Here is a 13,317-nt window from a genome sequence, read left to right as displayed (position 1 = left end):
TAACTGTAAATACGTTTATACATATAGGAGCAATGCTATGTTCAGAATTGGATACCGTACAGTAAAAACAGCAATAGGGACAGGCGCCGCAGTTTTTATTGCTCAGTTATTAGGATTAGAATTTTATAGTTCAGCGGGTATTTTAGTTATATTATGTGTACAAAATACGAAACGTAAATCACTTCAAGTGTCGTTACATCGTTTTTTAGCTTGTGTATTATCAATGGTATTCGCGTTTTGTATTTTTGAAACAATTGGATATACACCACTTGCAATTAGCATGTTATTACTTACATTTATTCCGACTGCAGTTATGCTTAAAATTCAAGAAGGTATTGTCACGAGTTCAGTTATTGTGATGCATTTATATTCATTGAAACAAATTACATGGCTTATTGTTGGAAATGAAATTGCGATATTAACGATAGGGATTAGCGTGGCTTTATTAGTGAATATGTATATGCCAAGTAGTGAAAATAAGCTAAAAGAGTATCAGGATAAAATAGAAAGTAATTTTAAAACAATTTTGTTTGAAATGGTCGTGTATTTACGAAACAGAGAAAGTAGTTGGAGCGGGGCAGAACTTATTGAAACTGAAAATATGCTAAATGAAGCAAGGGATTTATCGTTTAAGAAACTTGAGAATGCATTTATGCGAGAAGATGGCTATTACTATCGTTATTTTAATATGCGCATGCAACAGTTCGAAATTTTAGAGCGGATGATACCATTAGCAGCTTCTTTATCATGGACATATGAACAAGCTGACATGATTGCGGATGTGGTTGAAAACATTGGAAATGCCATTAGCCCGGAGAGTACCGGGGTTATTTCCTTAAGACAGCTTCAAGAAATGCGAGAATTATTTAGAGACATGCCATTGCCAGTTACACGTGAAGAATTTGAGATACGTGCGAAACTTGTTCAACTTGTGTATGAAATGGAGCAATATTTACTCATTAAAAGTCGCTTTAAGGGAAAGGATAATATAAAAGAACTTATATAGAAGGTAGGAATTACATATGCCGTATCTTCTCTCTTTCATATTATGTCTTTCTTTATCACCGATCTGGCCTCTTGGTGATAATCCGCGTACCGGAGATCCTTTTATTATTGTAAATAAAGCGACGAATAAGTTAGCTTATATTGACGATGGGAAAATCCAAAAGGTTTTTCCAGTAGCGACAGGAAAAACGAATGAATTAACCCCAGAAGGAACTTTTGATATTGTAATGAAGGCGAAGGATCCGTACTATATTGCAAAGGATATTCCAGGTGGATCACCAAAAAATCCACTTGGATCAAGGTGGATTGGATTTAATGCAAGAGGAACTGATGGGAGTAAATATGGAATACATGGAACAAACCAACCTAGTTCAATTGGAAAGTATATTTCACAAGGATGTATAAGAATGAAGAAAAACGATGTGGAATATTTATTTGATCGTATTCCGATTGGAACGAAAGTATGGATTGTGAAATCGAAAAAATCATTTCAGCAATTGGCAAAAGAAAAAGGTGCCATTGCATATGAAAAAGTCGACACAAAAGTTGGCTTTTTCTTTTATTATAAGTTGTCTTGACATGTGTACATAACCATGCGTTAATGAAAATATAGAAAGATAAAGTGAAACTTTAATCAGTGGGAGGTTATTCCCCGCTGATTATTAGCCCACACAAATCGGGGTAAAAATAGATAAAGGGGTTGCTTATATGTACTTGAATCCGAAAATTTCTTATATGCAGTTTTTTGTGGGTTTTCTATTTGTTATTACATTCATATTGGCAACTTTTAATATATGTTCTTACGTTGTAGCGATTGTATTTATGGCATTACTCAATCTTACTTTTGTTATTGGGGCATTTCAGCAGAAACAATATACAAGCTTTGTAATAGCGCTTGTAATGGCTTTTTCCTTTAGCATTGTAGCAGTTGTACTATATATAAAATAAAATGTTCAATACAAAATAGACTATCTCGATTTCGAGATGGTCTGTTTTGTATGTGTAAGCAGTAAAAAAAGGACGAGTGAATCGTCCTTTTTACCAAAACATACTTGCGCCAGTAAGTAATGTTGTTACAAGCATAGAAATTAGCATTATATAAACCATAATTTTTTGAGCTTTTTTATGCATAGTTAAACCTCCTTGCAAATCAGTACAATTTCATTGTAACGAGAAATGAAATTATGGACAAGGGGAGAGAAAGGACAAAATTCGGGAAGGGGGTGCAAAATATTACAGGAAATTTGAGCATACGTAGAGAATATGTTAAAAGGTAGATTATTAGTTTTTGTTATGCAAGCATGAAGAATGGAGATACGATGATGAAAATATACGAAACAGAGCGTTTACATTTAAGAGAAATTGATGAGTCGTATGCGGAAAAAGTTCTTCAATATTACGACAAAAATCGTGAGTTTTTAAAAGCGTGGGAAGAATATAGACCAGAGGATTTTTTCACGTTAGATTATCAAAAGAAAAAGTTACAAAAGGATAGAAAAGAGTTCGCGGAAGGTAAAATCATCAGACTGTGGATTTTTAAAAAGGGTGATGATACAAAAATTATTGGATGTATTTCATTTAATCTAATTGTTCGCGGAATTTATCAATCTTGTGTACTTGGCTATAAATTAGATAAGGAAGAATTGAATAAAGGTTATACAACAGAAGCGCTTAGAAAAGCAATTCAAGTTACCTTTAAAGAATTTCATTTACATCGTATAGAAGCACCGATCATGCCGCGTAATTTAGCATCTATACAAGTAGTGACGAAAATAGGATTTCAATATGAAGGTGTATCTCGAAAAATGCTAATGGTTAATGGTGTTTGGGAAGATCATATGCGCTGGGTGTTGTTAAACGAGTAATAGAAAGCAGATGGGTATCTAGATGTGTGAACCATCTGTTTTTTGTCTTGTATTTCGAAACTTTTGCGAAATTCTGTTATAATTAATATTGTTACATACATAATGGTAGTGCAGGAGGCGCAGTCTTATGATTAATCAAGAACGTTTAGTAAATGAATTCATGGAGTTAGTACAAGTAGATTCTGAAACAAAATTTGAAGCAGAAATTTGCAAAGTGTTAACAGAGAAATTTACTGCTTTAGGTGTAGAAGTATTTGAGGATGACACGATGGGCGTGACTGGTCATGGTGCAGGTAACTTAATTTGTACTTTACCAGCAACAAAAGACGGTGTTGATACAATTTATTTCACTTCTCATATGGATACAGTAGTTCCTGGTAATGGAATTAAGCCTTCTATTAAAGATGGATATATCGTATCAGATGGGACTACTATTTTAGGAGCGGATGATAAAGCTGGTTTAGCATCTATGTTTGAAGCAATTCGTGTTTTAAAAGAGAAAAACATCCCTCATGGTAAAATTGAGTTTATTATTACAGTTGGAGAAGAATCTGGTCTTGTTGGTGCAAAAGCGTTGGATCGCGAGCGCATTACAGCAAAATATGGTTATGCATTAGATAGCGATGGAAAAGTTGGTGAAATCGTAGTTGCAGCGCCAACACAAGCGAAAGTGAATGCGATTATTCGTGGGAAAACAGCGCACGCTGGCGTAGCACCAGAAAAGGGTGTATCTGCAATTACTATCGCAGCAAAAGCAATTGCAAAGATGCCACTTGGTCGTATCGATTCTGAAACAACTGCAAATATTGGGCGTTTTGAGGGTGGTACACAAACAAATATCGTTTGCGATCATGTTCAAATTTTTGCGGAAGCTCGTTCTTTAATCAATGGGAAAATGGAAGCGCAAGTTGCAAAAATGAAAGAAGCATTTGAAACAACTGCAAAAGAAATGGGTGGCCATGCAGACGTTGAAGTAAATGTTATGTACCCAGGTTTTAAGTTTGCTGATGGAGATCACGTTGTAGAAGTTGCGAAACGCGCTGCTGAAAACATTGGCCGTACACCTTCTCTTCACCAAAGTGGTGGCGGAAGTGATGCGAACGTAATCGCAGGACACGGTATCCCAACAGTTAACTTAGCAGTTGGTTATGAAGAAATTCATACAACAAATGAAAAAATTCCTGTTGAAGAATTAGCGAAAACAGCAGAGTTAGTTGTAGCTATTATTGAAGAAGTAGCGAAGTAATTAACTAGAAAAAGCGTGTAAATCAATTGTGATTTACACGCTTTTTTATTTTGATTCAATTGCTTTCACAAGACGGATAAGCCAGTATAAGAAAATCCATGGGAGTACATAAGTTGTTGCGATGCTAAGTAAACGAGGAAGGAGTCCAGCCACATTAATATTGAACATCGGAAGTAGCAAATAATTGATTAAGATAATTAAAATAATAATAACGAATGTATAGTTGAGCTTATTATTTGGTTTCATAATAAGTCACTCCTTTTACAATAATATCCATCCTTCGTATTAAGTATAGCAAAAATAAGGATAAAAAGAATAAGTAATTATTATATTGTACATGAATTTGATATAATAAAGGAACGGATGTTCTTTGGAGGAGATGAGTATTATGCGAGAAATGTATCCGAAAAATGGTCGTGTTATTTTACATGTAGATATGAATTGTTTTTTCGCATCTGTCGAAATTGCTCATGACCCATCATTACAAGGAAAGCCATTAGCGATTGCGGGGAATGAAAAAGAGAGAAAAGGGATTATCATAACATGTAGTTATGAAGCGAGAGCATATGGAATACGTACGACGATGCCCCTTTGGGAAGCAAAGCGATTATGCCCGCAATTAGTTGTGAGGCGTCCTAATTTTACACTATATCGCGAAGCTTCATTTCAAATGTTTCAAATACTTTCCCGTTTTACAGAAAAAATACAACCAGTTTCGATAGATGAAGGGTATTTAGATATTACAGATTGCTATGCACTCGGTTCGCCTCTTGAAATAGCAAAGATGATTCAACAAGCGTTATTAACAGAGTTACAGCTTCCGTGTAGTATTGGAATTGCTCCAAATCTTTTTCTAGCAAAGACCGCTTCAGATATGAAAAAACCACTTGGTATTACTGTGCTTCGAAAACGTGATATTCCAGAAATTATTTGGCCACGATCAGTTGCAGAGATGCATGGAATCGGAGAGAAAACAGCTGAAAAATTAAATGATATTCATATACAGACAATTGAACAATTGGCAAAGGGAGACGAGCATATCATTCGCGCTAAAATTGGAAAGCACGTTGTTGATTTACAAAGACGTGCAAAAGGTATGGATGATAGGGAAGTTGATCCGAGTCAAATGGGACAGCATAAAAGTGTCGGTAATTCGATGACCTTTTCAAAGGATATGGATGAAGAGAAAGAATTACTTGATATGTTAGAACGTTTATCAAAGTCAGTGAGTAAAAGGTTACAAAAGCGAACCCTTGTCAGCTATAATATACAAATTATGATTAAATACCATGATAGGCGAACAGTAACACGGAGTAAGCAATTGAAAAATGCGATTTGGGAAGAATGCGATATTTTTCAAGCAGCATCCCGTTTATGGAAGCAACATTGGGACGGTGATTCCGTTCGTTTACTAGGTGTTACAGCTACTGAAATAGAGTGGAAGACAGAATCGGTGAAACAATTAGATTTGTTTTCATTTGAAGAGGATGCGAAAAAAGAACCGCTACTTGCTGTCATTGATCAAATTAATGATAAGTATGGAACATCGCTTTTACAGAGAGGTAGTCAACTACTACGTAAGCAAGAGAAGTCGTTTCAACAAAAGTTAGAAAATAAGTTTATGTAGAAGGTGTCATGAAGCAGTAAATATCATGGCACCTTTCATATTTAACTCGCTTCTAAATCTAAAGAAGTCTTCCACCCAGCAGCAGTAACGCCAGATTCTAATAACATTCTACTTACTATTTTTTCAATTAAGATAGCCGCATTTGTCTTGCAATGTAATGTAGCCTGTATACAGACTTTTTGGTTAGAATCTACATCTTCACTATATAACTCTTTTAAACCGAGACCTTCTGTACTTACCATGTGCATGAGTAAAAAACGAATATGGGCCTCATTTTCTTCGGAACAAGTAAGAGAAAGGAAGTAGTTTGTTTGTTCAGGTGATTCTTCTTTTGATTTTTTATTCATAAAGAGAGCGATCGGGCGAAGTAGTATATTTGCTAGTAAAACGCCGGCTGCACCTAATATAGCTGCAACGAGAAAACCAGCGCCTGTAAGAGTACCGACAGCAGCAGCACACCATAAAGTAGCCGCAGTATTTAATCCTCTAATACTAAAACCGTCACGGATAATCACACCGCCTCCTAAAAAGCCAATCCCACTAACAACTTGAGCAGCAATACGTGAGGGGCTAGCATCATGGTCAAGCATGACGGATAATAAAACAAATATACAGGCACCAAGTGATACGAGAGCATTTGTCCGCAAACCAGCCATCCGGTGTCTCCATTGCCTTTCCATTCCGATGCAAGCACCTACAATAATTGCGATAAATAATCTTAATACAATGTCATACCATACCATCATGGTCACCTCCATACATATAAGTACGTATTATGTTTTTAAGAATGAGTGGGGAATACTCACTCATTCTCGTTTTTATCCCGCTATTTGCCGGGCAGTAAGACCCCCACCTCAAAATTCAGCGAAAGCAAAGAAGTTAGGTGGGGGATGAACAAAACCCCCACTGATTAAAGTTTCACTTTATAACCAGCTATGAAACTTTTTAATATAAACTCTTTTCAGAAATTGTGTTAAGAAAGCATAACCTAATAATATTCCTATTAGCCACGGGAAGTAGCTTAGTGGTAATGCTTGTAAACCAACTGCTGCACCAAGTGGTGAGAACGGAATATAAATTCCCATTGCCATAATACAAGCGGTTAATAAGAGAACTGGTATTGATGCAGTACTTTGGATGAACGGAATTTTCTGTGTTCTAATCATGTGGACAATTAATGTTTGAGTTAGTAACCCAACGACAAACCAACCGGATTGGAATAGCGATTGTTCGCTAGGTGTATTTGCACCGAAGACATTCCACATGATTACGTATGTGATAATATCAAATATGGAACTAATTGGACCGATGCAAATAATGAAGTTCCGTAAGTTTGCAGTATCCCATTTTCTCGGTTTTTCTAAAAACTCTTTATCCATTTTGTCCCATGGAATAGACAGCTGTGAAATATCATAAAGCAAGTTTTGAATTAAAAGGTGAATGGCAAGCATCGGTAAAAAGGGAATGAAAGCACTCGCTACTAACACACTAAATACATTTCCAAAGTTTGAGCTAGCCGTCATTTTAATATATTTTAAAATATTTCCGAACGTAGTGCGTCCTTCTAAAATACCAGCTTCTAATATAGTTAAACTTTTTTCAAGCAGAATAATATCGGAAGACTCTTTTGCGATATCGGTTGCAGTATCAACAGATATTCCAACGTCAGCATCACGTAGTGCTACGGCATCATTAATACCATCCCCCATATAACCTACTGTATGACCGTTCCCTTGTAGGACACGAATAATGCGAGATTTTTGCATTGGATTTAGTTTTGCGAACACTGTTGTTTCTTCGGCTAGTTTTGCTAATGCTTTATCTGGTAAAGGATCGATCTCGTAGCCAAGGATAGGCTCTCCTATATTTAATCCCACTTCTTTACAAACTTTTTTTGTAACAATTTCATTATCACCAGTTAAAATTTTTACTTGTACACCATGTTTCTGTAATGCTTGAATAGCAGCAGCTGCAGATGGTTTCGGTGGATCTAAAAAGCCAATGTATCCAGCGAGAATCATATTAGTTTCATCTTTTACCGCGTACTCTTTATCATTTAGTTTTCTATCTTTTTTATAGGCTACAGCAATCACACGCATACCTTCGCCATTCAATTGCTCGCTTAGTTGTTTGACATTTGAACGTATTTCCTCGGTAAGTTGAACAATCTGTTCATTCGATTCAGTGTAATTACAAATTGATAAAATTTCTTCTACGGCACCTTTACAAACCATTGTATGTTCACCTGAGATATCTTTGACGATGACGGACATGCGACGGCGAGCAAAATCAAATGGAATCTCATCTAGTTTTTGAAACGTTGAAGGGTCGAACTTTTGTTTTTCTTCTGTATGCTCAATAACAGCTTTATCTATTAAATTTTTCAATCCCGTTTGATAGAAGCTATTTAAATAGGCAAAGTGTAATACACGATCACATTCATTTCCGTTAGGATCTAAATGACGAACTAGGACAACTTTATCTTCTGTTAAAGTTCCAGTTTTATCTGTACAAAGAATGTTCATCGCACCTAAGTTTTGAATAGAATTTAGCTGTTTTACAATAACTTTTTGCTTAGACATGTTAACAGCACCTTTAGCTAAATTAGCAGTTACAATCATTGGTAACATTTCAGGTGTAAGACCAACTGCAATAGCGATAGCGAAGAAGAAAGCTTCTTGCCAATCACCTTTTGTGAATCCATTAATAAGAAGGACAATGGGGGCCATAATAAGCATGAATGTAATTAAGAGCCAGCTTACTTTGTTTACACCTTTATCAAAGCTTGTTTCTGTGCGCTTTCCAATTACTTTATTCGCTAAAGAGCCGAAATACGTATCGGTACTTGTTGAAACGACAACAGCTTTTGCGCTACCGCTTACAATATTCGTACCCATAAAGCAAAGGTTTTCCATATCGAGTGGATTGAAAATTTTTTTCATATTTTTCGGTAACATATGCTTATTTTCTGTATGGTAGCAGTTTTCGTATTTTTCTACAGGAAGTGCTTCCCCGGTTAATGAAGACTGATTAACAAATAAATCTTTAGCTGATAAAATACGCACATCAGCTGGAACGATGTCACCGGCTGAAAGTGAAATAATATCGCCAGGTACAAGTTCTTCAATTGGAATTTCTATTGTATAATTTCGATTTAAATTCGTTACGTTTTTTGTTTCGTGTACAAATCCATCTATTCTAAAGACGCTCGCGGTTGTTCGAACCATAGCCTTTAACTTATCTGCGGCTTTTTGAGAGCGGAATTCTTGTGAAAAGCGAATCGTTGAACTTAGCAGTACCATTACAGATACGACAATTGTTCCTTGTATGTCATCTGTGAAAAAAGAGAGTGCTCCAAGAGCTAATAAAACAAAAATAAATGGATTTTTAAATGCCAGCAGAAATTGAATGTACCACGGCAATGATTTATTATGAGCAATTTCGTTCGGACCATATAAAGAAAGTCTACGAGACGCTTCTTGTTTCGAGAGTCCATTTTCTGTTGTTTCTAGAAGTTTTAATGCAGAGTTTATATCTTGTGTTGCAACTTCCACTAATACTTTGTTATTTGTTTGCATGCTATCTCGATTGTAAGCATGCTTCGTTTCTTGTCTGTTTAAATTTAACATTGGTAGTTCCTCCTTTTTCATGAAGGAGGAAACAATCTGTTACTCGACTATTTAAAATTGGGAGGAACAGTTTCTTTCCTACCTACATGGTGAAAAATTAACGTAAAACATATGGGTATCTGGGCCGAATCATCACTTGTCACTGTTCCTCACCTCCGTACAATTAGTAGTTTCTGAATATGCTATGTTTGTTTCATAGTAAGGTGCATAAAGACATAAAAAGACCTTTACTCACAACGAGTAAAGGTCTGAATTCGTAGTCAAAAAGAGTCAACAACAAAGACTGTTAGTAAACATAGATAAAAACAGTTTTTGTGTATGACAAAACATACGCACCTCTCCCTCGTTGAGTTTTAGCACTGTATAGCATAGGTACTGAAACCAGCTACGTTAAAAAAGGCCTTCATTCCGACCTTTCCTGTTGACCCATTGGCGTCTCTCGACATTTTTGGGCAGCAGCGTTTCTCTATACAGGAGCCTCACCTAACAGAGACCATATTCAATTACATGTTGAATGTTAGCACTGTAAATTTGTAGTGTCAATATCTTTTTTTTGAAAAATTAAATAGATTTATGATGGCTATATAGTAGGAAATAAGAGGAGTTTTTTTGAAATAAGGTGGGAAAATAAATACTTTAATGAACATAAATAAAAAGCACTGATTACAGTGCTTTTTATTATAGATTATGAAATTGTAGCATTTTCAAAAATGACAATTTCTGAACTATTTGTCGTTGAAACGCGTTGTGCGTAATATGTTAAAGCTGAAGAAATATATGTTGGTAACGTCTCATTTGTATGAGATGTTGTATATTCATGAATTAATTCTTTTAAAGTCGTCCACTCTAGTTGTGCTGGGTGATCAGAAACGAAAGAACTTACCCAGCGATCAAATGAAGATGAAAAATCAGTTTGTAAACGAAATACTTCTTTCATAATAAAACGCTCCCTTGAAATGTGATAGTATTATTCTACTACAAAACACGAACAATTGTTAAGTTTTTTATTTATAATGTTCGTGTTATATAGTTGTCTAGATGATTGGTTATGCAAATTCAATTTGCCATTTGAAATAACATTCCGTAAGATGAGAGATAGATTATATAAAGAGCTGGAGGAAAGAAAGTGGAATTTGTATTTTTAGGAACTGGTGCAGGTGTTCCTTCGAAAGGAAGGAACGTTTCGGCAATTGCTTTGCAATTGTTAGAAGAACGAGGACAGACTTGGTTATTTGACTGTGGTGAAGCGACTCAGCATCAAATTTTACATACATCTGTGCGTCCAAGACGCATTGAAAAAATATTTATTACGCATTTACATGGCGATCATATTTTTGGATTGCCAGGTTTATTAGGAAGCCGTTCGTTTCAAGGTGGAACAACACCGTTAACAGTATACGGGCCAAAAGGAATTAAACAATTTATTGAAGTAGCATTATCAGTAAGTACGACACATGTAAAATATCCACTTGAAATTGTTGAGATAACAGAAGAAGGTACTGTGTTTGAAGATAATGAATTTTATGTGGAAACGAAAAGATTGTCACATGGTATTGAATGTTTTGGATATCGTATTGTAGAGAAGGATATACAAGGTGCTCTTTTAGTCGATAAATTGCTGGAGATGGGTGTGAAACCCGGTCCACTCTTTAAACGTTTAAAAGATGGAGAAGTAGTTGAGTTAGAAAATGGTACGATACTAAATGGAAAAGATTTTATCGGTCCACCTCAAAAGGGAAGAATTATTACCATTTTAGGTGATACAAGATACTGTGAAGCGAGTAGAGAGCTGGCACAAGGCGCAGACGTACTTGTTCATGAAGCAACTTTTGCGGCAGAAGATGAACAACAAGCGTATGACTATTTTCATTCCACATCTAAGCAAGCTGCGAGTATTGCACTTCAGGCAAATGCAAAACGATTAATATTGACTCATATTAGTTCTCGTTATCAAGGAGATACATATAAGGAATTATTGAAAGAGGCAAGAGAGCTATTTTCTAATACAGAAATAGCTACGGATTTAAAATCATTTCCAGTAGAAAGATAATAATGTTGTGAAAAAATGGTGACGAAAGGTTGCCATTTTTTATTTCTAAAAAAATTTTAAAATAAAACTGTTATAATTTTATGTTTATATTGGATGACACAGAAAGTTTTAAAGAAGTGAAGATATAGGATGAAAATACATAATACCGATTGTCTAGAAAAACTGTTATATAAGTCAGACGACTTACGAGTGGTACAAATAGCAAAAAAAGATTTTTATTCAGAACTTTTAAAATTCATTAAAAGTAAGCGTTTTATTAAAAACAAGCTATAATGAGGGCAGATTATAATTTATTGTAGGCTACATGCGTTTTAGCCATTTGTCGTAACAAGTGAAGTTGACTAAGCAGAGAGAGAGCGACATAGAGATTATAAAAGGATATTACTATTATTTGTACTAAGTCTTTTTTCACTCTTTAGCTTTAAAGCACCAAAAGGTATGAAAGCAATGGGAGTTTCACTTGTTTATGCTATGCTTGTAAGGGGTTCTGTGTTAAACTTTGGATTGCTACCAGACTTTATTGTGGATTATCTTATATTATTTTTAAATGAAGGTAATGCTAAGTTTCGTATTTATTATTATAACTGGTATTATTTCAAGATACATTGGTTCATTGTTATTCAAAAACTATCCAATTCGTACAACGGAACAAATTTGTGGTACGACTGGAAAAGCAACCGTTTCGGTAGCTTAATAGAATAGTAGAAAATAATTTTTTCATAGAGGTTTAGGGGGAGTTATGATGAAGTATCGCTCAGTGTTTGATATTATTGGTCCAGTTATGATCGGCCCATCAAGTTCACATACAGCAGGCGCGGCAAGAATGGGGCAAGTTGCTCGTCAGTTGTTTCGTCATGAGCCAGAGAGAGTTAGCATTTCATTATATGGTTCATTTGCAAAAACATACCGTGGTCACGGTACGGATGTAGCGCTAATCGGTGGAATACTAGGATTTGAAACAGATGATTTACGTATTCCAAGTGCGTTAGATATTGCAAAAGAACGCGGGATTGAAGTGGAATTCATTGAAGAAGATGCAAATGCTCCGCATCCAAATACAGCGAAAATTCGTCTGTATAAAGGTGAAGAGGAAATTGAAGTTGTTGCTTGCTCAATTGGTGGCGGTAAAATTGAAGTTGTAGAATTAAACGGATTCGATCTTCAATTAACAGGCACGAGTCCAGCACTACTTATTGTAAATAATGATCGCTTCGGTGCTATCGCAGCTGTAGCTTCAATTCTTGCTAAGCATGAGATTAACATTAGTACAATGAGTGTTTCTCGTAAAGAAAAAGGAAGAAGAGCGCTTATGGTCATTGAAACAGATGAATTATTAGCAGATGAAGTAATCGCGGAAATAAATGGGCAACAAAATATTTGTCAAGTAACTATTATGGATTAATTGCAGGGGGGACACACCATGTTTCGGAACGCAGCGGAACTAGTGGCGCAAGCTAAAGAGCAAAATGTAAAAATCGCAGAAATTATGATTCAATGTGAAATGGAAACAAGAAGTATCACACGTGAAGAAGTAATTGCTGGAATGGAAAAGAATTTAGTCGTGATGGAACAAGCAGTAGAACGCGGTATTCGTGGTGTAAAATCACCAACTGGTTTAACTGGCGGGGATGCTGTGAAAGTCCAAGCGTATATGCAGAGTGGAAAAGGCTTATCTGGAGATACGATTTTGGACGCAGTGAGTAAAGCTGTCGCAACAAATGAAGTAAATGCGGCGATGGGAATCATTTGTGCAACACCAACAGCAGGATCTGCTGGAACAGTGCCAGGTGTACTTTTTGCACTGCAAGAAAAATTACAGCCGACACGCGAAGAAATGATTGAATTTTTATTTACAGCAGGAGCTTTCGGTATGGTTGTTGCGAATAATGCTTGTA

15 protein-coding genes and 1 riboswitch are annotated in these 13,317 nt (G+C 35.8%); of the genes, 10 read left to right on the top strand and 5 right to left on the bottom strand.

Annotation, left to right across the window (positions count from 1 at the left end; genetic code table 11):
• Positions 1-37 precede the first annotated feature (37 nt).
• The 3 genes from BAQ49_RS22085 (at position 38) to BAQ49_RS22075 (ending at position 1,953) form a co-directional block, all read left to right on the top strand.
• Positions 38-1,006, top strand: a complete 969-nt coding sequence (locus BAQ49_RS22085) for an aromatic acid exporter family protein (protein ID WP_071747059.1) — start codon at positions 38-40, stop codon at positions 1,004-1,006.
• Positions 1,007-1,022: 16 nt separating this feature from the next.
• Complete coding sequence (locus BAQ49_RS22080) at positions 1,023-1,583, top strand: L,D-transpeptidase (protein ID WP_071747058.1); 561 nt, start codon at positions 1,023-1,025, stop codon at positions 1,581-1,583.
• Positions 1,584-1,713: 130 nt separating this feature from the next.
• Complete coding sequence (locus BAQ49_RS22075; protein WP_071747057.1) at positions 1,714-1,953, top strand: DUF3894 domain-containing protein; 240 nt, start codon at positions 1,714-1,716, stop codon at positions 1,951-1,953.
• 90 nt (positions 1,954-2,043) lie between these two features.
• Here BAQ49_RS22075 and prli42 read toward each other — a convergent pair whose 3' ends face one another.
• Entirely contained in the window at positions 2,044-2,136 is a 93-nt protein-coding gene (prli42, locus tag BAQ49_RS33100) for a stressosome-associated protein Prli42 (protein ID WP_000549036.1), read from the bottom strand.
• Between the two features lie 188 nt (positions 2,137-2,324).
• On the opposite strand from prli42, the gene BAQ49_RS22070 reads away from it, so the two are divergent.
• On the top strand, positions 2,325-2,870 hold the full coding sequence (locus BAQ49_RS22070; protein ID WP_071747056.1) for a GNAT family N-acetyltransferase: 546 nt from the start codon (positions 2,325-2,327) through the stop codon (positions 2,868-2,870).
• Between the two features lie 127 nt (positions 2,871-2,997).
• A complete protein-coding gene (locus BAQ49_RS22065) occupies positions 2,998-4,116 on the top strand; it encodes a tripeptidase T (RefSeq protein ID WP_071747055.1) in 1,119 nt (372 codons plus the stop codon).
• Positions 4,117-4,161: 45 nt separating this feature from the next.
• Here the strand turns inward: BAQ49_RS22065 and BAQ49_RS22060 are convergent, their stop codons facing one another.
• Positions 4,162-4,362 (bottom strand): hypothetical protein, encoded by a 201-nt coding sequence (locus BAQ49_RS22060; protein ID WP_071747054.1) that lies wholly within the window; start codon positions 4,360-4,362, stop codon positions 4,162-4,164.
• A 142-nt stretch (positions 4,363-4,504) separates the two neighbouring features.
• On the opposite strand from BAQ49_RS22060, the gene BAQ49_RS22055 reads away from it, so the two are divergent.
• Positions 4,505-5,743 carry a DNA polymerase IV gene (locus tag BAQ49_RS22055; RefSeq protein ID WP_071747053.1) on the top strand — a complete coding sequence of 413 codons (1,239 nt, stop codon included), beginning with the start codon at positions 4,505-4,507 and terminating at the stop codon, positions 5,741-5,743.
• 41 nt (positions 5,744-5,784) lie between these two features.
• On the opposite strand, the gene BAQ49_RS22050 is transcribed toward BAQ49_RS22055, so the two are convergent.
• The 3 genes from BAQ49_RS22050 to BAQ49_RS22040 all read right to left on the bottom strand — a co-directional run bounded on the left by BAQ49_RS22050 (position 5,785) and on the right by BAQ49_RS22040 (position 10,309).
• A complete protein-coding gene (locus tag BAQ49_RS22050) occupies positions 5,785-6,486 on the bottom strand; it encodes an MgtC/SapB family protein (protein ID WP_071747052.1) in 702 nt (233 codons plus the stop codon).
• 180 nt (positions 6,487-6,666) lie between these two features.
• A complete protein-coding gene (gene mgtA / locus BAQ49_RS22045) occupies positions 6,667-9,372 on the bottom strand; it encodes a magnesium-translocating P-type ATPase (protein WP_071747051.1) in 2,706 nt (901 codons plus the stop codon).
• 330 nt (positions 9,373-9,702) lie between these two features.
• Positions 9,703-9,870: riboswitch (M-box (ykoK) riboswitch) on the bottom strand.
• 187 nt (positions 9,871-10,057) lie between these two features.
• Positions 10,058-10,309 carry a DUF3932 family protein gene (locus tag BAQ49_RS22040; protein ID WP_002145851.1) on the bottom strand — a complete coding sequence of 84 codons (252 nt, stop codon included), beginning with the start codon at positions 10,307-10,309 and terminating at the stop codon, positions 10,058-10,060.
• Between the two features lie 189 nt (positions 10,310-10,498).
• Here BAQ49_RS22040 and rnz point away from each other — a divergent pair, with 189 nt between their 5' ends.
• The 4 genes from rnz to BAQ49_RS22020 all read left to right on the top strand — a co-directional run.
• Complete coding sequence (gene rnz, locus BAQ49_RS22035; RefSeq protein WP_071747050.1) at positions 10,499-11,422, top strand: ribonuclease Z; 924 nt, start codon at positions 10,499-10,501, stop codon at positions 11,420-11,422.
• Between the two features lie 378 nt (positions 11,423-11,800).
• Positions 11,801-12,124 carry a hypothetical protein gene (locus tag BAQ49_RS22030; protein WP_071747049.1) on the top strand — a complete coding sequence of 108 codons (324 nt, stop codon included), beginning with the start codon at positions 11,801-11,803 and terminating at the stop codon, positions 12,122-12,124.
• A gap of 40 nt (positions 12,125-12,164) precedes the next feature.
• Positions 12,165-12,824: an L-serine ammonia-lyase, iron-sulfur-dependent subunit beta gene (gene sdaAB, locus BAQ49_RS22025; protein ID WP_002088527.1), complete on the top strand. Its 660-nt coding sequence runs from the start codon at positions 12,165-12,167 to the stop codon at positions 12,822-12,824.
• An 18-nt stretch (positions 12,825-12,842) separates the two neighbouring features.
• The coding region (locus BAQ49_RS22020) for an L-serine ammonia-lyase, iron-sulfur-dependent, subunit alpha (protein WP_208610859.1) at positions 12,843-13,317 on the top strand (475 nt) is incomplete at its 3' end.

The organism is Bacillus proteolyticus (genome assembly GCF_001884065.1).
GTDB lineage: Bacteria > Bacillota > Bacilli > Bacillales > Bacillaceae_G > Bacillus_A > Bacillus_A proteolyticus.
This window is presented reverse-complemented; position numbering and strand designations above follow the sequence as displayed.